Genomic DNA, 20,522 nt, shown 5'->3' with positions numbered 1-20,522 from the left:
CGCCAAGCATCCACAGCAAAATAGAGCGCATGTTGTTTCTCCTAGTCGATTAACCCGTTAGCGAAGCGGTGTGGTGCTGGTGGGCACCGGCCGACGTTCGCCATAAACCACTCCCTCTTCCTCGATCCAGCGTGCCTGGTCGCGTTGACGACCACCAAACAGCGCCATGAAGCTTGCGAAGAATGCACCGCACAGCAGGGCAACAAAGGTCCACAGCGCAGTCCATGCAGCCACCTTGGCGGCAGTGTCCGCAGCTTGTTGAGCGGCCAGCTTGACCTTCTCGGCGTCGGCTTGAACTTGGGCATACACCTGATCGACCCGCGCTTCGGCTTCGGCCTGGGTCAGGCGAGTGCGTTGCGCGACCAGTTGGGCGAGGTAGGTGCGGTCAGCCGGATCCATCGGGCCACCGTTGGCCAGGGCGCGAGTGATGATGCGAGCCGCAACGGTGTTGGCCGCGTCCTCACTGACTGCGGCCGGGCCTTCACTGCGGAACAGGCCATCGACGAAATAACCCATCGGGTCAGAATTGCCTTTATCGCTTTGGGTGTCCACAGTGGCTGCAGCCGCCGTGGTCATGCCCGCTACAGCTGTAGCGCCCGCCTGAGCTCCGGCACTGGCAATATTGCCTGCGGTCGAGACGATCAATACAGCCGTCACCAGGGTGGCGATAGCCCAGGACAGGAAGCCGTGGGCGGTATCGCGGAAGTACACTTCATCCCCGTGCAGGTTGGCCCACTTCACCCGCAGGCGACCAGCAACGTAACCGCCAAGCCCCGACGCGATGATCTGGGTCAGCAGCAGCCAGACAATCGTGGAAATACCCAACGCCTTGGCGCTGACGCCCTCATGCGCCCATGGCGAAGATGCTGCAAACCCCAGGCCCGCGCCGAGGATCATCAGGATCAATGACAAGGCAGCCGCGGTAGCGGCACCGGCGAATATCGCCGCCCAGGACACACCCGAACGATTCGGGGCCTCGGCGACGGTGGATGACAGATCGGCAGTGGTTATCATGATTCATCGCCTTTTATTGTGAGCAACAGGTCCTTTTGCCTTGCAGTGAGGTAGTTGCAGGCGATGTGCCAACTGTGTCAAAAAATGACACACATACAAATCAATGGGTTAGGCGATGGTCACGTCCTAGGATCGTGCAAAATACGGCTTATTGGTTATTGCTCAGGGCGTTATGCAATGCGTAGCCGGCTGTTGGCGCATCGCGCCGGCGAGGCGCACGCCACTGACTGCACACAGACAGTTGCCCCAGCCCTAGCCCCCCGGCACTATTCCATACATGACCCAGAGCCCAATCCCCGACGGCCCCGAACAGACCTCGATCACCGCCGCCACGGTCCTGCGCTACCACCTGTGCTGGAAGCGTCGTGACCTTGACGGAGTCATGGCCCTGTTCCACCCCGACGTCGAATACCACGACTTCTTCCAGAACCGCGTGCTCGGCTACCTTGAGTTGCGCGACTACGTCCGTGCCTGCCTGCCCCACGAAGCTGGCGAAGACATCGTCCACAGTGACCGCATTCGCGTCGACGGCTGCACGGCATTCATCCAGTACCAAGTCACGGTGCAAGGCGGCGATGGTCTGGCTGCGTTCCAGTCGAGCGAAGCGATCACCGTCAACCACGGGCTGATCTGGCGGGTCAACGAATACGCCACGCTGGTCCGGCAGAGCCGCCCGGCGTCCACCGGCAACCGCGCGCGCCCGGCCACCAGCCGCCTTGGCCTGTCGCCGCGGCAACTGAGCACCATGGCCCAGGACCTCGAGCATTACTTCCAGCGCCAGCGCCCGTATCTCGATCCGGAGCTCGACTTGCAGCAGGTGGCCAAGGACAGCGGCTACAGTCGCAACCAGATCTCCTACCTGCTCAACCAGGTGCTTGGCCAGAGCTTCTACCGCTACGTCAACCAGGCCCGCCTGCAGCACCTGCTGGCCGGGCTGGATGACGACAGTGTTGCTTCGACCATGGACGAACTGGCCTTCGGTGCCGGTTTCAATTCGTTGTCGGCCTTCTACAAGGCGTTCCGCGAGCACACCGGGCTATCGCCCAAGGCCTACGTGAAGCAAATTTCCCTGCGTGCACGCACGTAAGACAGCCACCCCGCCAGGACCCTAGGATCGGCCACAGACCTTTACCGATGTGGAGCCGCACCTGATGCAAGCCTGGCGCACGATCAGCCTCTGGATGGACCAGCTCGACGAGCCCCTCAGCGCGCGCCCTGCCCTGCGCGAGGACCTCGACCTCGACGTGTGCATCATCGGCGCCGGCTACACCGGCCTGTGGACCGCCTACTACCTCAAGCGCCAGGCCCCGCACCTGAACATCGCCATCGTCGAAGCCAACATCGCGGGTTTTGGCGCGTCGGGTCGCAACGGCGGCTGGCTGATGGGCAACATGCTCGGCGAAGACCGTATGCTCGCCACGCTGTCTCCCCAACAACGGCGGGCCAGCATCGACCTGCTGCATGGCATCCCCGATGAAGTCCAGCAGGTGCTGCAACGCGAAGGCATCGATTGCGACTACCGCAAGGGCGGCGTGCTGTACTGCGCAGCGCGCTACCCGGAGCAGGAGCGCAGCCTGCGCGCCTATCTCGACGACCTCTACCGCCAGGGCATGAACGAGGACGACTACCGCTGGTTGCGGCCTGAGCAACTGGATGCGCAACTGCGCATCAGCAACGCCTATGGCGCGATCTTCAGCCCGCACACGGCGACCATCCAGCCGGCCAAACTGGTACGCGGCCTGGCCCGCGTGGTCGAGCGCCTTGGCGTGCCGATCTACGAGAACAGCCCCGCCATCGACCTGCAGTCTGGCGCGGTGCGCACACTGCACGGCAAGGTTCGCGCGCACTGGATCGTGCCGGCGGTGGAGGGCTATGCCGCCAGCCTGCCGCCGCTCGGGCGCCATCAACTGCCGGTGCAAAGTCTTTTGATCGCCACCGAGTCGCTGCCCGAATCGACCTGGGAGCAGATCGGTCTGTCGCACGGCCAGGCCTTCAGCGAAAGCAGCCGCCAGGTCACCTACGGCCAACGCACTGCCGATAACCGCCTGGTGTTCGGTGCACGCGGCGGTTACCGCTTTGGCGGCCGCCTGCGGGAGAACTTCAACCTCGACGACAACGAAATCGAACTGCGCCGCTACCTGTTCGGCGAGCTGTTCCCGCAGCTCAAGCACGTACGCATCAGCCATTCATGGGGCGGCAACCTCGGCATGGCCCGGCGCTTCCGCCCGCACATGCTCTGCGACCGGCAACGCGGCATCGCCGTGGCCGGCGGCTATGGCGGCGAAGGCGTCGGCGCAACCAACCTGGCCGGGCGCACGCTCGCCGCACTGATGCTCGACCAGCACAACGCATTGACTGCCCAGCCTTGGGTACATGACAACCGGCCGCTGTCGAGCCTGGCCAGCTGGCCACCCGAGCCCTGCCGCTGGCTGGGCTACAACGCAATCATCAAGAGCTTCGTCCACGAGGACAGAACCCTCGCCAACCCCACCAGCGCGCCGTGGCGGCGACGTCTGGCCAGCAGCATGGCGGACTTCATGGAAGGCTTCATGCACTGACTTGCCCTTAACACCAGAGAGGATCCACCGGTCATGAGCATCACCCAGTTCAAACACACCGACAGCGCCGTGCTGGCCGAGTCCAACCCGGTCGCGGTCCCCCTCGGCGACCCCATCGCGGTGACCTCGGTCACCAGCGTCGAGCGCAGCGACGGCGTTGAAACCGGCATCTGGGAGTGCACTCCCGGGCGCTGGCGGCGGCAGATCGTGCAACAGGAGTTCTGCCACTTCATCAAGGGCCGCTGCACGTTCACCCCCGACGGTGGCGAGCCCCTGCTCATAGAAGCCGGAGACGCATTGATGCTACCGGCCAACAGCACCGGCATCTGGGACATCCAGGAGACCGTGCGCAAGACTTACGTGTTGATTTTCTGATCCGCTGATCGCCTCTGCCGCCCCTTCAAGAACAACAGACCAAGCAAGGTATACCGGACATGCGCACGCTCATTATCGCTCCACTGATGCTGGCCGCCTGTGTGGCCAACGCCGCCGACTCGGTGAAGATCTACAACTGGTCCAGCTATATTGCCCCGGACACCCTCAAACAGTTCCAGCAAGCCTCGGGCATCGTCCCGACCTACGACGTGTTCGACAGCAACGAGACCCTCGACGGCAAGCTGATGACCGGCAACTCCGGCTATGACGTGGTATTCCCCTCCAACCACTTCATGGCGCGGCAGATCCAGGGCAAGGCGCTGAAGAAACTCGACAAGACTCAGCTGCCCAACTGGCAAAACCTCAACCCGGTGCTGCTCAAGGCACTGGAGGTAAACGACCCTGGCAACCAGTACGGTTTCCCCTACCTGTGGGGCAGTACTGGCATCGGCTACAACATCGACAAGGTCAAGGCGGTGCTCGGCGACGACGCGCCGGTCGACTCGTGGGACCTGATCTTCAAGCCCGAGTACATGGCCAAGCTCAAGAGCTGCGGCGTGGCGGTGCTCGACAACGGCCCCGAGCTGCTGCCAATCGCCCTGCACTACCTGGGCCTGCCGCACCACAGCAAGGACCCGAAGGACTATGACAAGGCCAAGCAATTGCTGATGAACGTACGCCCGTACATCAGCTACTTCCACTCGTCGAAGTACACCGGCGACCTGGCCAACGGCGATGTGTGCGTAGTCGTCGGTTTCTCAGGGGATGTCCTGCAGGCGAAGAACCGCGCCGAGGAGGCCAACAATGGCGTCAAGGTGGGCTACTCGATCCCCAAGGAAGGCGCGCCGATGTGGTTCGACATGGTCGCCATGCCAGCCGATGCGCCTGACGAGAAGGCCGGCTACGCGTACATGAACTACCTGCTGCAGCCGCAGGTGATGGCCAACATCAGCAACCACGTGCAGTACGCCAACGGCAACCTCAAGGCGGACGCGCTGGTCGACCCGGCCCTGAAAGGCAACACGATGATTTATCCGAGCGAGGACATGATGGGCAAGCTGTATGCGCTTGAGGCGATGCCGGCGAAGATCGACCGGATCAGGACACGGCTCTGGACCAGCATCAAAGCCGGCAATTGATGACCTGGGGCCGCTGCGCGGCCCATTCGCGGGACAAGCCCGCTCCTACAGGATCTGCGCGGTCCTTGCAGGAGCGGGCTTGACCCGCCAATGGAGGGCAAAGCCCTCCCGACGATCAGTGGTGTTCGCGGGTCGCGCGGAATTTCACGTCCGGCCAGCGCTCTTCCATCAACGCCAGGTTGACCCGGGTTGGTGCCAGGTAGGTCAGGTGACCACCGCCATCGACCGCCAGGTTTTCCACCGCCTTGTTCTCGAATTCCTCGAACTTCTTCTTGTCGTCGCAGCTGATCCAGCGCGCCGACCAGACGGTGATCGGCTCATAGCCGCACTCGACCTTGTACTCTTCCTTCAACCGGCTGGCGACCACATCGAACTGCAGCACACCAACGGCGCCGAGGATGATGTCGTTGCTGCGCAGCGGGAAGAACACCTGGGTCGCGCCCTCTTCGGCGAGCTGCTGCAGGCCCTGACGCAGCTGCTTGGACTTGAGCGGGTCTTTCAGGCGCACGCGGCGGAACAATTCCGGGGCAAAGTGCGGGATACCGGTAAAGCCCAGGCTCTCGCCTTCGGTGAAGGTGTCACCGATCTGGATCGTGCCGTGGTTGTGCAAGCCGATGATGTCGCCGGCAAAGGCTTCTTCCAGCTGCTCACGCTCGGACGAGAAGAAGGTCAGCGCGTCGCCGATGCGCACGTCCTTGCCCGTACGCACATGGCGCATCTTCATGCCCTTCTCGTACTTGCCCGAACAGATGCGCATGAAGGCGATACGGTCGCGGTGCTTGGGGTCCATGTTCGCCTGGATCTTGAACACGAAGCCGCTGAACTTCTCTTCCACCGGCTCCACGGTACGCTCGTGAGCGACCCGCGCCAGCGGGCGCGGCGCCCAGTCGACGACGGCATCAAGCACGTGATCGACACCGAAGTTGCCCAGTGCAGTACCGAAGAACACCGGGGTCAGCTGACCATTGATGAATTCTTCCTGGTTGAATTCATGGCACGCGCCCTGAACCAGCTCGAGCTGTTCGATGAAGCGCTCGTATTCGTCACCCAAATGCGCGCGGGCTTCGTCGGAGTCGAGCTTCTCGATGATCTTCACCTCGGTACGCTCGTGGCCGTGGCCGGGGGTGTAGACGATGATGTAGTCGCCCGCGAGGTGATAGACGCCCTTGAAGTCGCGGTAGCAGCCAATCGGCCAGGTGATCGGCGCAGCCTTGATCTTGAGTACCGCTTCGATTTCGTCGAGCAGTTCGATCGGGTCGCGAATGTCACGGTCGAGTTTGTTGATGAAGCTGACGATCGGCGTGTCACGCAGACGGCAAACGTCCATCAGGGCGATGGTCCGTGGCTCAACGCCCTTACCGCCGTCGAGCACCATCAGCGCCGAGTCGACCGCAGTCAGGGTGCGATAGGTGTCTTCCGAGAAGTCTTCGTGGCCAGGGGTGTCGAGCAGGTTGATCATGTGCTCGCGGTACGGGAACTGCATCACCGAAGTAGTGATGGAGATGCCGCGTTGCTTCTCCATTTCCATCCAGTCGGAGGTGGCGTGGCGGTCGGACTTGCGCGACTTCACGGTACCGGCGACGGCAATGGCCTTGCCCATCAGCAGGAGCTTCTCGGTGATGGTGGTCTTACCGGCGTCGGGGTGGGAAATGATTGCGAAAGTGCGGCGCTTCGCGACTTCGGCGGCCTGGTTGGTCATGGGAAATCGCCTGACTGGGGATTGAAAAAAGGGGCAGTATCATACCTGAAGTCGGCCGAGGACCAAAGTTTGATCTCGGCCGACTCATCTGAAAATTGACTGTTTGCACCCATCTAAACGTCAGAGAAACCTTCGAGCGTAACTGGCGCTCTACCGGGCATGTGCGCAACGAGTTCGAGCGTTCCACCCATCGCCTCAACGTAGCTGCGCAGGGTAGAAATCAGCATATCGCTACGCTTCTCCACCTTGGACACATTGGCTTGGCGAACCTCCAACCGTTCAGCAAGGCCCTCTTGCGTCAGTTCAAGCTGTTTGCGAAGGGCTTGCAGGGTCATTTCTTCGCGTATCAATTCTCGACCAAGCGCCTCCACTCGGGCTCTGCGCTCAGGCGGCAGGCCGTTGATAACTTCATCAAGTGTCTTGGACATCATGCTCTCCTTTCGCCAGATGCCGTTCAAAGCGCTCGTCGGCACGCTTGATCAGTCCCTGGTAGAACCTTCGTTGATTCACGCTACATTTGTCGCCCCCGACGAGGATCACTGCCCGCCGGGCAGGATCGAAAGCAAAGGCAACCCGCCAGACAGCGCTTCCCGCTGTAAATCTCAACTCCTTCATATTCAAATACCGCGAGCCGCCAAGTGTGTCCACGCGGGGTCGACCGAGGGACGGCCCCTCGGCCTGCAGCAGACGCAAGTGGCCAAGCAGACGCACTTGAACCAGAGGGTCAAAGCCTTCGAACTCTTCGAGAAACTCCGCACAGAATGTGATTGACCACACCAACAAAATACCTCCGAAGGAATATTCCTTCAAGTGACTATCGTTGTTTTTGCGCAGTCAATCCTGAGCTTCACCCAACCTCTCTAGATAGCAGGTAATTCAACGCCTCAATGTAAGAATTACGCTGCTTTTACGCGCGTAAATTCACCTTGACCAGTGATTAACGCTGGCCAAATGCCGCTTCAGATGGGAACCTTTACGACCCTGGAGACGTCCATCCCCTGCAACCCGCTGCGGTTCAGGGCTGGTAACACCTGCATCACGAGCCCGACGGGGCTTGGCTCATGGCGTGAATGCGCAGCCCTGCTGCGCCACGCTGCTACTCGCGATCACACTGCCTGCCGCCAGGAATGGCCGGTCGCCACGGGAGTGTGTTCGCCGACGACAAAAAAGGAGTCCAACTGTGGCCGAACGCTACGGAAAAGGGCTGATGGGATGGGCCGCCGCGCTTGTCATCCTGGCCCTGCTGATCCACTGGATCGGCATCGATACAATCGCGCGCTATCGCGACGATCTGTGGTTCTACCTGCAAGCGCACCTGGTTCTGGTGCTGGCTTCGATGGCGGCGGCGTTGGCCGTGGGCATCCCGGCTGGCATTGCCTTGAGTCGACCGCACCGGGTCGACAAAGCCGAACGCTTCATGCAGTTTTTCAATGTTGGCAACACCATCCCTCCCCTGGCCGTACTGGCCATCGCCCTGAGCATTCTGGGCATTGGCGCAGGCCCCGCGATCTTCGCGCTGTTCCTCGCCTCCCTCCTGCCGATCGTGCGCAACACCTACGAAGGCCTGAAAAACGTCCCCGTTTCGCTCAAGGAGGCCGCCACCGGCATCGGCATGACTGCGCGCCAGCAACTCTGGCAGGTCGAGTTGCCCAACGCCGTGCCGATCATCGTCGGCGGTGTGCGCGTTGCCCTGGCATTGAACGTGGGCACTGCGCCCCTGGCGTTCCTGATCGGCGCCAATAGCCTGGGCAGCCTGATCTTCCCCGGCATTGCCCTGAACAACCAGCCACAGCTGATCCTCGGCGCGGCCTGCACGGCGCTGTTGGCGCTGTTGCTCGATGTCCTGGTGAGCTTCTCCAGCAAGCGCTGGCTGGAACGTGGCCTGGCCCAATAAGAAGAGGGAACCCATGAAAAGACCTATCGCCTTGCTCCTGGGCGCGGCCCTGCTGTTCGCAGGTTTCGCCCAGGCAGCGGAAAAACCACTGATTCGGATCGGCGCGCGTGTGTTCACCGAACAGACCGTGCTCGCCGAAATCACCGCGCAATACCTGCGCGCCCATGGCTTCGATGTCCGGGTAACCACCGGCCTTGGCAGCAGCATCGCGCGCCAGGCACAGGAGACCGGCCAACTCGACCTGATGTGGGAGTACACCGGCGTCTCGCTGGTGTCCTACAACCATATCGACGAGCGCATGCCCAGCGCTGAAGCAACTTACGCCAGGGTCAAGGAACTGGACGCGAAAAAGGACCTGATCTGGCTGACCCCGTCGAAGTTCAGCAACACCTACGCCTTGGGCTTGCCCGCCAAGGTCGCCGAGCAATACCCGCAGATGCGCAGCATCAGCCAGCTCAACCGGGTTTTGCGCGACGAACACGAACGCAATCACCTGGTCGCGCTCGACACCGAGTTTGCCAACCGTCCCGACGGCCTCGGTGGCCTCAAGGAACTGTATGACCTGCCGCTCGATCGGGGCAACATCCGCCAGATGGACGCCGGCCTGGTGTACACCGCGATGCGCAACAACCAGGTATTCGCCGGGCTGGTGTACACCACCGACGGGCGCCTGAACGCCTTCAACCTGACCCTGCTGGAAGACGACCTGCATTACTTCCCCGACTACACGGCCGCGCCGGTGGTGCGCAAGTCGGTACTCGACGCCAATCCCAAGCTGGCCGCACTGCTCAAACCACTGGCGCAAACGCTGGATGACGAAACCATGCGCCAGCTCAACGCCAAGGTCGATGTCGACCACCAGAACCCGACCGCTGTCGCAGCCGCGTTCCTGCGTGAGCATCCGCTTGACGAGGTACAGCCATGAGCCTGCTCGACACCTTTGCCCACCTCGACTGGGCGCAAGTGCTGCAACTGACCTGGCAGCACATCACCCTGGTCGGAATCGCCGTCAGCCTGGCGATTCTGTTCGGCGTGCCGCTGGGCATCCTGATGACCCGCTTCCCCGCCCTGGCCGGCCCGCTGCAGGCCAGCGCGACGGTGCTGCTGACGATCCCGTCGATTGCCCTGTTCGGCCTGCTGCTGCCGTTCTACTCCAAGTTCGGCCAAGGCCTCGGCCCGCTGCCGGCGATCACCGCGGTGTTCCTTTATTCGCTGCTGCCGATCCTGCGCAACACCTACCTGGCCCTGACCAATGTCGAACCAGGTATCCGTGAAGCGGCGCGCGGCATCGGTATGACGTTCGGCCAGCGCCTGCGCATGGTCGAGCTGCCGATCGCGGTACCGGTGATTCTCGCCGGGGTACGCACTGCCGTGGTGATGAACATCGGCGTCATGACCATCGCCGCAACCATCGGCGCCGGTGGCCTGGGCGTACTCATCCTGACTTCCATCAGCCGCAGCGACATGTCGATGCTGCTGGTCGGCGCCGTGCTGGTCAGCCTGCTGGCGATCATTGCCGACCTGCTCCTGCAAAAACTGCAACGTGCCCTGACTCCAGAAGGACTGCGCTCATGATCGAATTGAAGAACCTCAGCAAGACCTTCGACGTCAACGGCAAGGCCGTCAAAGCCGTCGACTCGGTAAGCCTGACCGTCAACGAAGGCGAAATCTGCGTGTTCCTCGGCCCTTCGGGCTGCGGCAAGAGCACCACCCTGAAAATGATCAACCGCCTGATCACGCCGACCTCCGGCCAGGTGTACATCAACGGCGAAGACACCTCTGGTCTGGACGAAGTGACCCTGCGCCGGCGCATCGGTTACGTGATCCAGCAGATCGGCCTGTTCCCCAACATGACCATCGAGGAGAACATCACCGTGGTCCCTCGCCTGCTCGGCTGGGACAAACAGAAGTGCCATGACCGCGCCCGCGAGCTGATGAGCATGATCAAGCTCGAGCCCAAGCAGTACCTGCAGCGCTATCCGCGCGAGCTCTCCGGTGGCCAGCAGCAACGGATCGGTGTGATTCGTGCGTTGGCCGCCGACGCGCCGGTGTTGCTCATGGACGAGCCGTTCGGTGCGGTCGACCCGATCAACCGCGAGATGATCCAGAACGAGTTCTTCGAGATGCAGCGGGCACTGAACAAGACCGTGATCATGGTCAGCCACGATATCGACGAAGCGATAAAGCTGGGCGACAAGATCGCCATCTTCCGCGCGGGCAAGCTGCTGCAGCTGGATCACCCGGATACCCTGCTGGCGCACCCGGTGGATGATTTCGTGAGCAACTTCGTCGGCCAGGACAGCACGCTCAAGCGCCTGCTGCTGGTACGCGCCGAAGATGCTGCGGACAACGCCCCGTCGGTCAGCCCGGAAACGCCAGTCAGCGATGCGCTGGAACTGCTCGACGAGCATGACCGGCGCTATGTGGTGGTTACCGATGCCGCGAACAAGGCACTGGGCTATGTGCGCCGACGCGACATGCATCGCCAGCAAGGCACCTGTGGTGACTTCCTGCGCCAGTTCAATGCCACCGCCTCGCACGATGAGCACCTGCGCATCCTGTTGTCGCGGATGTACGAGTTCAACCGGGCGTGGTTGCCGGTGCTGGATGCCGAGCAGGTATTCCTTGGCGAGGTGACCCAGGAGTCGATTGCGGCTTACCTGAGCTCGGGACGTTCGCGCGGGGCCAAGACCAGTATCGTCTCGCCGGCTGAGGCAGTCGCCTCCTGATCCCTGGGGGCGCTGCGCGCCCCTTTCCCGCCGAGGGGGGACAATTCGAGCTTCGGTAACAAAAAATTTATGACGAATTTCAGCGCTTTTTCAGCACTGCTGATGTGGCCATAAATATGAACACCCGGCGCCGATTTGCCCTCTGCTGCCCATGACCGACCAACGGTTCATCTGACCATCTACGGGCCGTTCTCATGGGAAATTCGCCCTTCATGCAAAGAACGCAGCTCTCAGCGGATCGCAGCCTGATCCCTGCCTATTCCACAATTTTTTACGTTAGCGGCCTGCGCAGGAACATCTGCCAGTCATATGAGTCGGTTATTCAAGAGACTGCTCGTCGATCCACGACGATCGTGTCGGGATTGCCTGTTGATCTTGCTTTGTTCACACCCTAAAGTGCGCGCCGAACGTCCATGCTGGAAACGATCCATCCGGCTCAAGTACTGACGACGAGACAGCAAGGTCACCCGCCGCTCCGCTTCACGGGCACGGTTGACCTTTTTGCTTTCGGCGACATGCCTTGGGAAGTAGGCGAACCAAAGTGGGGATACAGAGGGCGTTCAGTTTGCAGCCACTTTCTTTTTCAGTTTGCCCATGGAGTCCCTGAGCATGTCGATCCAGGTCGAAGACTATTTCGCACGTGACACCTTCCAGAAGATGAAGGCGTTCGCCGACAAGCAAGAAACCCCGTTCGTACTGATCGATACCCAGATGATCAGCCAGGCCTATGACGACCTGCGCGCCGGTTTCGAATTCGCCAAGGTCTACTACGCGGTCAAGGCCAATCCTGCCGTCGAGATCATCAACCTGCTCAAGGACAAAGGCTCGAGCTTCGACATCGCCTCGATCTACGAGCTGGACAAGGTGATGAACGAGGGCGTCAGCGCCGACCGCATCAGCTACGGCAACACCATCAAGAAGTCCAAGGACATCCGCTACTTCTTCGAGAAGGGCGTGCGCCTGTTCGCCACCGACTCCGAAGCCGACCTGCGCAACATCGCCAAGGCCGCGCCGGGTTCCAAGGTCTACGTACGGATCCTCACCGAAGGCTCGACCACGGCTGACTGGCCACTGTCACGCAAGTTCGGCTGCCAGACCGACATGGCCATGGACCTGCTGATCCTTGCCCGTGACCTGGGCCTGGTGCCTTACGGCATCTCCTTCCACGTTGGCTCGCAGCAGCGCGACATCAGCGTCTGGGACGCCGCCATCGCCAAGGTCAAGGTGATCTTCGAGCGCCTCAAGGAAGAAGACGGCATCGTCCTCAAGCTGATCAACATGGGTGGCGGCTTCCCGGCCAACTACATCACCCGTACCAACAGCCTGGAAACCTACGCCGAAGAGATCATCCGCTTCCTCAAGGAAGACTTCGGTGACGACCTGCCGGAAATCATCCTCGAGCCGGGCCGTTCGCTGATCGCCAACGCCGGCATCCTGGTCAGCGAAGTGGTGCTGGTAGCACGCAAGTCGCGCACCGCCGTCGAGCGTTGGGTATACACCGACGTGGGCAAGTTCTCCGGCCTGATCGAAACCATGGACGAGTCGATCAAGTTCCCGATCTGGACCGAGAAGAAAGGCGAGATGGAAGAGGTGGTGATTGCCGGGCCGACCTGCGACAGCGCCGACATCATGTACGAGCACTACAAGTACGGCCTGCCGCTGAACCTGGCGATCGGTGACCGTATGTACTGGTTGTCTACCGGTGCCTACACCACCAGCTACAGCGCAGTGGAGTTCAACGGTTTCCCGCCGCTGAAGGCTTACTACCTGTAATCGAGAACGGGGCCGCGAGGCCCCGTTTTGTTAACGCTGCCAATCAGCGACGGTACTGGGCAAAGTTCTCGAACCGAGGCACATCAACCTCAGTGACATTCATCGTGAACTCCAGCTTGATCGGGGCGTTTACCGCGACCCAATGATCTTCCCAACGAGGTCGCTCGCGCGCACTCAGCAGCGCCTGCCCACGCGCACCCAAGGTGACGCCCTCGCATTCACCGCACTCTGGCTGGACAATCTTGCTCCCGTCGACGCGAACTCGCCACAGCACCGGTTTTTTGCTGGTGACGTAATAGCCGACATGGCTGTTACTACTCAGGTCCCAATAATCTTTATGCGAAGCGCCTGCCTCGGAGGCAATGGTAAGGACCTGATAACCACTGTCTTCACCCTCGAAGTAACCAAACCAGAACTGTTGGGGAGCGACCGTCAGCCCCGACTCGACGACGGTGAGCCAGTTGTTCTGACGCGTGCGCGGGGTACCCTCAAACGAATCCAGTATGCCGGTGAAGCCCAGCGTTTCAGTGCTGAACGTGGCAATGAACGAACGCTCTTGAACGTAGTGCATGGTGTCGTACTCGGTGACAGGGGGAGCGCCAAAGTATTGCGCCGACGCTATCGAGGGTGCAGGCGTAACCTTTTCCCCGCACCTGTGTGCTGCTTCAACCCCGTCGCTTAAGTTCTTCGGCATACGCCGCAGCCTCAACGGCCAGGTCCGTGCCAGCGCCTTGCAGTGTCAGCAACGCACTGCGCAGAAAATTCACATTGCCCTCACGCCGTGCCCGTTCAAGCCATGGCCCGGCTTCACCCAGGTCGCCTCGCTCGGCCAGCACCATCGCCAGGCTGAACATCCCGCGAAAGTCCCCTGCCTCGGCCGAGCGCCGATACCAGCGCACCCCGCGTGCGGGGCTGGCCGGGGTGGCGATACCCTGCTCCTGATAACGGCCAAACAGGTTCATCGCCTTGGCATGCCCCAAGTGCGCCGCCTTTTCGTAGCAGGCCAAGGCAAACGCCTGATTGAGCTCGACACCACGCCCGGTCGCCAGCAGGTTGCCCAAATTGTACAACCCCCAATCCAGCCCCAAGCGCGCGGCGGCCTGGTAATGCAGGGCAGCACGCGGCAAGTCCTGCTCACCGCCCCAGGCATGCTCATGACAACGCCCGAGCATGTTGTGCGCCATCGCACTGCCGCCCTCGGCGGCAATCGCAAACCACTGCCGGGCAACCTGTGCATCGCGCTCGATGCCGCGCCCATCAAGCAAGATCTGGCCGAGCAGTGCCTGCGCTTCAACCACGCCCTGCCCCGCCGCGGTCAGAATCGCCTGGGCGGCCTTGCCGGGGCTGGCGGCAAGCATGGCCTTGAGGTCAGCGACATCCACCACCTCTTCACGACGCAGTTGATACGACATGCTCAGACCTCAGCCCAACGGCGCAGCAGGTTGTGATAAGTGCCAGTCAGTTGCAGCAGCGACGGGTGCTCAGGCACATCGGCGGTGAGCTGGCGGATGGCATTGTCCATTTCGAACAGCAGGGTCCGCTGGCCGTCATCGCGTACCAGGCTCTGGGTCCAGAAGAACACCGCCAGGCGCTCGCCGCGGGTGACCGGGTTGACCTTGTGCAGGCTGGTGCCCGGATACAACACCATGTCGCCCGCAGCCAGCTTGACCTGCTGCATGCCATAGGTGTCCTGGACTACCAGTTCACCGCCGTCGTAGCTGTCCGGGTCGCTGAGAAACAGCGTCGAGGACAGGTCGGTGCGCACGCGCTCAGGGCTGCCCTGCGGTTGACGCAGGGCGTTGTCGATGTGGAAACCGAAGTTGTCACCCTGCCGGTAGCAGTTAACCAGCGGCGGGAAGACCTTGTGCGGCAGTGCCGCCGACATGAACAGCGGATTGCGCCACAGCCGCTCGATCAGGGCGTTGCCGATCTCCTTGGCCAACGGGTGCGCCTCAGGCAACTGCAGATTGTGCTTGGCCTTGGCCGACTGGTGGCCCGCAGTGATCTTGCCGTCAGCCCAGTCAGCCTGCGCCAAGGCCTCGCGAATGCGGGAGAGCTCTTCTGCGTCAAAGAGGCCGGGAATGTGAAGCAGCATGCTGGCGGCACCGAGTGGGATCAAAGGGCAGCAATGATATTGATTCCCTTTTACGTTCCACAAGCCCCGTTTGCCGGATGCAACGCACGAGCCCGGAAAAACCGTAAGGATAAATTGTAAAGATTGTAAATAACACACGAATGGTAACGCTTCTCAATTGTTCCTTACATTTCCTTACATTACTATCCGCGGCCTTCATACCTTGGGGAAGGCTAATAATAATGCGCCACGTGCCATCTGCTGTGAGTTCACCACGTCTGCTCGCTTCCGCCATCGGCGTTGCCATCAGCGCCACTTCGGTGTATGCGGCCGAGCCTGTCGTCAACCTCGATGCCACCAGCATCGACGGCAAGGCCGAGAAAGCCAGCACCGAGTACAAAGTCGAGAAAGCGGCTTCGCAGAAGTACACCGCGCCGCTGGTGGACACACCGCGCTCGGTCACCGTGATCCCGCAGCAGGTGATCAAGGACACCAATGCCCTGAGCCTGCAGGAGGCCCTGCGCACTGTGCCGGGCATTACCTTTGGTGCCGGTGAAGGTGGCAACCCCCAAGGTGATCGTCCGTTCATTCGTGGCTTCGACGCACAGGGCGATACCTACCTCGATGGCGTACGCGACACCGGCGCACAGACCCGCGAGATCTTCGCCGTGGAATCGGTCGAGGTCGCCAAAGGCCCGAACTCGGCAATCGGTGGCCGCGGCGCTGCCGGCGGCACGATCAACCTGGTGAGCAAGCGCGCCCACCTCGGCAACTCGCTGGATGGCGCCTGGACCTGGGGCAGCGACCAGACTCAACGCTACACCTTCGACGGTAACTACCAGTTCAGCGACAGCGTCGCCGGCCGTCTCAACCTGATGACCCACGAAAGCAACGTCGCCGGCCGCGACAAGGTCAACTACGACCGCTGGGGCATCGCCCCATCGCTGGCCTTTGGTCTCGGCACGCCGACCCGGGTCAACCTCGACTACTACCACCTGGAAAGCGACGACCTGCCAGATTCGGGCATCCCCTACACCGTGCCCACCGGCGGCACCGGCAACCGTACTTCTGCTGATCCAAGCAAGCCGTACGCCGGTGGTGACAGCGACAACTTCTATGGCCTGACCGGGCGCGACTTCCGCAAGAGCCGGGTGGACATCGCAACCTTCGCCATCGAGCACGACCTGAGCGACACGCTGACCGTGAAGAACACCCTGCGCCACGGCAACAGCATGCAGGACTACATCCTCACCCAGCCCGACGACAGCAAGGCCAACGTCAACAATGGCAGCGTCTGGCGCCGTGCCAACACCCGTGTCGGCAACACCGCGACCACTACCAACCAGACTGACCTGTTTGGCGAGTTCTACCTGGGCGGCTTGAAGAACAGCTTCTCCACAGGTATCGAACTGAGCCGCGAAGAGAGCGAGCGCTCCTCTTACAACGTCAACACCAACACTGGCGGGGCTACGACATCCAGCTGTAACCCGAGCCTGATCGGCGCCAGCAGCGGCTACAACTGCACCTCGCTGAGCAACCCGAACGCTGACGATCCGTGGGATGGGGCAATCTCGCGCAACTATGCCGGTACCGACACCAACAGCAAGACCCGCGCCCTCTACGTCTTCGATACCCTCGAATTGACGCCGCAGTGGCTGTTGAACATGGGCCTGCGCTACGACCACTTCGACACCGACTACAAGACCTACTCCGCTGACGGAGCCACCACTGCCAAGGGCAGCGATACCAGCGAGTTCATCACCGGCCAATTGGGCCTGGTCTGGAAGCCGGCTGAAAACGGCAGTATCTATGTGTCCTACGCCACCTCGGCGACCCCACCAGGGGCAATGCTCGGCGAAGGCATGGAAGGCAACACCCTGCCGGGCAGCACCGATCGTCAGGGCCGTCTGCTGACCAGCGACCTGGAACCGGAAGAAACCACCAACTATGAGATCGGCACCAAGTGGGACCTGCTCGACCAGCGCCTGTCGCTGACCGCTGCGCTGTTCCGCACCGAGAAGGAAAACGCCCGCGTCCAGGTCGATACCACCACCTACGAAAACGTCGGCGAAACCCGCGTGCAGGGCATCGAGCTGTCGGCCAGCGGCAAGCTGACCGACAAGTGGCAAGTGTTCGCCGGCTACACCTACATGCAGGCTCGCCAGATCGACGGCGGTGCATTGGGCAAGGCCAACGACGGCAACCAGCTGCCAAACACGCCGAACAACAGCGCCAGCCTGTGGACCACCTACGCCATCACACCGAAGCTGACCGTTGGTGGCGGGGCGTTCTACGTGGATGACGTGTACGGCAGCGTAGCCAACACCACCATGGTCGACAGCTACGTGCGCTACGACGCCATGGCGTCCTACAAGTTGACGAAGCACGTCGACCTGCAACTGAACGTGCAAAACCTCACCAACGAGGTGTACTACGACAAGGCCTTCTCCACCCACTTCGCCAACCAGGCAGCGGGACGTACGGCCTTGCTGACCACCAGCGTCCACTTCTAAAGGCACCAGCCCAAGCCCCGTTCATACAGTGAGCGGGGCTTTTGCGTACCAAGGCATAATGCACACTGCCGGGCTTAGAGCGGCAAGACAAGGTGATCGATGTGGTGAAGAAGTCGCTGTTTCAATTGCACTGGTTGTTTGGCATCACCGCTGGCCTGGTGCTGGCCCTGATGGGTACCACCGGGGCGATCTGGTCGTTCCAGGAAGAACTCCTGCGCCTGTTCAACGCCGATGTGCTCAAGGTCCAGGTACGCACTGAAGGTGTGCTGGCGCCGGCCGAGCTGGTACGCCGGGTCGAGACCGCGCAAGGCGACAAAGTGGCGATGCTCTGGGTCGATATGCGCGAGGGCAACGCCGCACGGGTCTTCTTCACCCCAGCGCCAGGCCAGCGTCGTGGCGAGCTGCGCTATGCCGATCCGTACACCGGTGAGCTCAAGGGTGAAGTCGCCGGACAAGGCTTCTTCGACCTGATGCTGCAATTGCACCGGTTCCTTGCCAGCGGCGACACCGGCCGGCAGATCACCGGCGCCTGCACCCTGATGCTGATCTTCTTCTGCCTCTCGGGGCTGTACCTGCGTTGGCCGCGCAAAGCACTCGACTGGCGGGTCTGGCTGACCTTCGACTGGGCCAAGAAAGGCCGTGCGTTCAATTGGGACCTGCATGCCGTGGCCGGTACCTGGTGTCTGCTGTTCTACCTGTTGTTTGCGCTGACGGGGCTGTTCTGGTCCTACGAATGGTACCGCGAAGGCCTCAACAAACTGCTGGCCGACGCCCCAGCTGCCGGCCAGCAGCAAAAACGCGGTGAAGGCCGCGGCCGCCATGGGCCGCCCAAGGTCGACAAGAACGCGCCACCACTGGTGGTCGATTACGATGCCATCTGGGCCAACCTCAAAGACACGGCCGGACCGGGTCTGGCCGCCTACAACCTGCGCCTGCCGCCGGCGGGTGGTCAGCCGGCAACGCTGTTCTATCTGCTTGACGATGCCGCCCACGAGCGCGCCTTCAATACTGTCACCCTCGATCCAGCCAGTGGTCAGTTCAAGCGCGTGGAGCGCTATGCCGACAAGTCGTTCAAGGCGCAACTGCTGCAGAGCGTGTATGCCTTGCACGTGGGCAGCTACTTCGGCCTGCCGGGGCGGATCATCGTCACCGTGGCCAGCCTGACCATGCCGCTGTTCTTCGTCACCGGCTGGCTGCTGTATCTCGACCGCCGCCGCAAGAAGCGCCAGGTGCGCGTAGCGCGTGGCGCAGTCGACCGCGACTCGACCTCCGGCGATAGCTGGCTGATTGGCTTTGCCAGCCAGAGCGGCTTTGCCGAGCAACTGGCCTGGCAGAGTGCCGGGCAGTTGCAGGCGGCCGGGCTGCCGGTACAGGTGCGTGCACTCGGTGAGCTGAGCGAGGACGACCTGCGTCAGGCACGCCGCGCCCTGTTCGTGGTGAGCACCTTTGGTGACGGCGAAGCGCCGGACAGCGCGCGTGCATTCGAGCGCAAAGTGCTCGGTCAGGCCTGGCCGCTGGACCACCTGGATTACGCCCTGCTCGCCCTTGGCGATCGTCGGTATCCGCACTTCTGCGGCTTTGCCCGACGCGTGCAGGCGTGGCTGGGCGAGCGTGGCGCGAGCAGCGCGTTCAGCCCGGTGGAAGTGGACAATGCCGATCCGGCTGCACTGCAGCAATGGCAACAAGAACTGGCCCGGCTGACCGGTGTTCAGCCTGTCGCCGCCTGGCAGCCGCCAAGCTTCGGCAACTGGACGCTGATCCGCCGGCAGTTGCTCAACCCCGCCAGCCAGGGTCTACCGGTGTACCTGATCGGCCTGCAAGCCGAGGCGCCCGCCAGCTGGGCGGCAGGTGACCTGGTGGAAATCCTGCCATGCAATGGGCAACCACGCGTGGATGCCTGGCTCAGTGGCCTTGGCCTTGACCGCAACACCCGAGTACAACTCGACGGCCTCGACGAAACCCTCGGCCAGGCGCTGGCCAGCCGTCAGCTGCCGACCAGCCGCGAACACCTGGTAGGCGTGCATGCGCAGGCCCTGGTGGATTCGCTGGTGCCGATCGGCAGTCGGGAATACTCGATCGCTTCGATTGCCAGCGACGGCGTGCTGGAACTGATCGTCCGCCAAGAGCGTCACCCTGACGGTAACCTGGGCCTGGGCTCGGGTTGGTTGACCGAGTACCTGCCGCTACAGGGCAGCGCCAGCCTGCGCCTGCGGCGTAACAGTGGCTTCCAGCTGCCGGAGGCGCCAGCGCCGGTCATCCTGATTGGCAACGGCACCGGCCTGGCCGGCCTGCGCAGTTTGCTCAAGGCGCGTATCAACGAGGGTGAGCAGCGCAACTGGTTGCTGTTCGGCGAACGCAACCGCGCGCATGACCTGCTTTGCGCCGATGAGCTGCACGGTTGGCTGGACAGTGGCGACCTGCAACGGCTGGACCTCGCGTTTTCGCGGGATCAGGCCGAAAAGGTGTATGTGCAGGATGTGCTGCTCGAGCAGGGCGAAGAGGTGCGTCGCTGGGTCGCTGATGGCGCCTGTGTGTATGTTTGCGGCAGCCTGCAGGGCATGGCCGCGGGGGTGGATGCCGCGCTCAAGGGGATTCTCGGCGATGAGGCTGTGCAACAGCTGGTCGAGGACGGGCGCTATCGGCGGGACGTGTACTGATCAGCCATCGAAGTAGCCAGTGTTGGCCTCTTCGCGGGGCAAGCCCGCTCCTACCGGGTTAGCGCTGAACCTGTAGGAGCGGGCTTGTCACGCGAAG

Annotated in this window: 18 protein-coding genes; 11 read left to right on the top strand and 7 right to left on the bottom strand. The window is 62.1% G+C overall.

Annotated elements, in window-relative coordinates; all coding sequences use genetic code 11:
• Positions 1-57: 57 nt before the first annotated feature.
• On the bottom strand, positions 58-1,014 hold the full coding sequence (locus J3B00_RS07105; RefSeq protein ID WP_209866016.1) for a hypothetical protein: 957 nt from the start codon (positions 1,012-1,014) through the stop codon (positions 58-60).
• A 277-nt stretch (positions 1,015-1,291) separates the two neighbouring features.
• Between J3B00_RS07105 and J3B00_RS07100 the strand changes: the two genes are divergently transcribed.
• From J3B00_RS07100 to J3B00_RS07085, 4 genes are all read left to right on the top strand, one after another.
• The gene (locus tag J3B00_RS07100; protein WP_209866014.1) at positions 1,292-2,101 is read left to right on the top strand and encodes a nuclear transport factor 2 family protein; all 810 of its coding nucleotides are present in this window, start codon (positions 1,292-1,294) and stop codon (positions 2,099-2,101) included.
• Positions 2,102-2,165: 64 nt separating this feature from the next.
• Positions 2,166-3,572 carry an FAD-dependent oxidoreductase gene (locus J3B00_RS07095; protein ID WP_209866011.1) on the top strand — a complete coding sequence of 469 codons (1,407 nt, stop codon included), beginning with the start codon at positions 2,166-2,168 and terminating at the stop codon, positions 3,570-3,572.
• 33 nt (positions 3,573-3,605) lie between these two features.
• Complete coding sequence (locus J3B00_RS07090) at positions 3,606-3,947, top strand: cupin domain-containing protein (protein ID WP_209866009.1); 342 nt, start codon at positions 3,606-3,608, stop codon at positions 3,945-3,947.
• A gap of 59 nt (positions 3,948-4,006) precedes the next feature.
• The gene (locus tag J3B00_RS07085; protein WP_209866006.1) at positions 4,007-5,086 is read left to right on the top strand and encodes a polyamine ABC transporter substrate-binding protein; all 1,080 of its coding nucleotides are present in this window, start codon (positions 4,007-4,009) and stop codon (positions 5,084-5,086) included.
• A 115-nt stretch (positions 5,087-5,201) separates the two neighbouring features.
• Here J3B00_RS07085 and J3B00_RS07080 read toward each other — a convergent pair whose 3' ends face one another.
• The 3 genes from J3B00_RS07080 to J3B00_RS07070 form a co-directional block, all read right to left on the bottom strand.
• Entirely contained in the window at positions 5,202-6,785 is a 1,584-nt protein-coding gene (locus J3B00_RS07080) for a peptide chain release factor 3 (RefSeq protein ID WP_209866003.1), read from the bottom strand.
• A gap of 113 nt (positions 6,786-6,898) precedes the next feature.
• Positions 6,899-7,213: an XRE family transcriptional regulator gene (locus J3B00_RS07075; protein ID WP_209866000.1), complete on the bottom strand. Its 315-nt coding sequence runs from the start codon at positions 7,211-7,213 to the stop codon at positions 6,899-6,901.
• Positions 7,197-7,595 carry a type II toxin-antitoxin system RelE/ParE family toxin gene (locus J3B00_RS07070; protein ID WP_245362506.1) on the bottom strand — a complete coding sequence of 133 codons (399 nt, stop codon included), beginning with the start codon at positions 7,593-7,595 and terminating at the stop codon, positions 7,197-7,199. The genes J3B00_RS07075 and J3B00_RS07070 overlap by 17 nt, the downstream gene beginning before the upstream one ends.
• 370 nt (positions 7,596-7,965) lie before the next feature.
• Between J3B00_RS07070 and J3B00_RS07065 the strand changes: the two genes are divergently transcribed.
• The 5 genes from J3B00_RS07065 (at position 7,966) to J3B00_RS07045 (ending at position 13,181) form a co-directional block, all read left to right on the top strand.
• Positions 7,966-8,679, top strand: coding sequence for an ABC transporter permease (locus J3B00_RS07065; RefSeq protein WP_209865997.1), 714 nt, complete (start codon positions 7,966-7,968; stop codon positions 8,677-8,679).
• Positions 8,680-8,692: 13 nt separating this feature from the next.
• Positions 8,693-9,604, top strand: a complete 912-nt coding sequence (locus J3B00_RS07060) for a glycine betaine ABC transporter substrate-binding protein (protein WP_209865994.1) — start codon at positions 8,693-8,695, stop codon at positions 9,602-9,604.
• A complete protein-coding gene (locus J3B00_RS07055; protein WP_209865990.1) occupies positions 9,601-10,254 on the top strand; it encodes an ABC transporter permease in 654 nt (217 codons plus the stop codon). Before J3B00_RS07060 ends, J3B00_RS07055 begins: the two co-directional genes overlap by 4 nt.
• Entirely contained in the window at positions 10,251-11,408 is a 1,158-nt protein-coding gene (locus J3B00_RS07050; protein ID WP_209865987.1) for an ABC transporter ATP-binding protein, read from the top strand. Before J3B00_RS07055 ends, J3B00_RS07050 begins: the two co-directional genes overlap by 4 nt.
• Before the next feature lie 609 nt (positions 11,409-12,017).
• Positions 12,018-13,181, top strand: a complete 1,164-nt coding sequence (locus J3B00_RS07045) for a type III PLP-dependent enzyme (protein ID WP_119145605.1) — start codon at positions 12,018-12,020, stop codon at positions 13,179-13,181.
• Positions 13,182-13,224: 43 nt separating this feature from the next.
• Here the strand turns inward: J3B00_RS07045 and J3B00_RS07040 are convergent, their stop codons facing one another.
• From J3B00_RS07040 to J3B00_RS07030, 3 genes are all read right to left on the bottom strand, one after another.
• Positions 13,225-13,752, bottom strand: coding sequence for a hypothetical protein (locus J3B00_RS07040; RefSeq protein ID WP_209865984.1), 528 nt, complete (start codon positions 13,750-13,752; stop codon positions 13,225-13,227).
• A gap of 94 nt (positions 13,753-13,846) precedes the next feature.
• Positions 13,847-14,593, bottom strand: coding sequence for a tetratricopeptide repeat protein (locus J3B00_RS07035; RefSeq protein WP_209865981.1), 747 nt, complete (start codon positions 14,591-14,593; stop codon positions 13,847-13,849).
• Between the two features lie 2 nt (positions 14,594-14,595).
• A complete protein-coding gene (locus J3B00_RS07030) occupies positions 14,596-15,276 on the bottom strand; it encodes a Fe2+-dependent dioxygenase (RefSeq protein WP_209865978.1) in 681 nt (226 codons plus the stop codon).
• A gap of 218 nt (positions 15,277-15,494) precedes the next feature.
• Between J3B00_RS07030 and J3B00_RS07025 the strand changes: the two genes are divergently transcribed.
• Positions 15,495-17,768: a TonB-dependent siderophore receptor gene (locus J3B00_RS07025; protein WP_209874659.1), complete on the top strand. Its 2,274-nt coding sequence runs from the start codon at positions 15,495-15,497 to the stop codon at positions 17,766-17,768.
• Between the two features lie 101 nt (positions 17,769-17,869).
• Positions 17,870-20,425: a sulfite reductase flavoprotein subunit alpha gene (locus J3B00_RS07020; protein WP_209874656.1), complete on the top strand. Its 2,556-nt coding sequence runs from the start codon at positions 17,870-17,872 to the stop codon at positions 20,423-20,425.
• Positions 20,426-20,522 lie beyond the last annotated feature (97 nt).

It is taken from the genome of Pseudomonas sp. BP8 (assembly GCF_017875955.1).
In the GTDB taxonomy this organism is placed as follows: Bacteria; Pseudomonadota; Gammaproteobacteria; order Pseudomonadales; family Pseudomonadaceae; genus Aquipseudomonas.
This window is presented reverse-complemented; position numbering and strand designations above follow the sequence as displayed.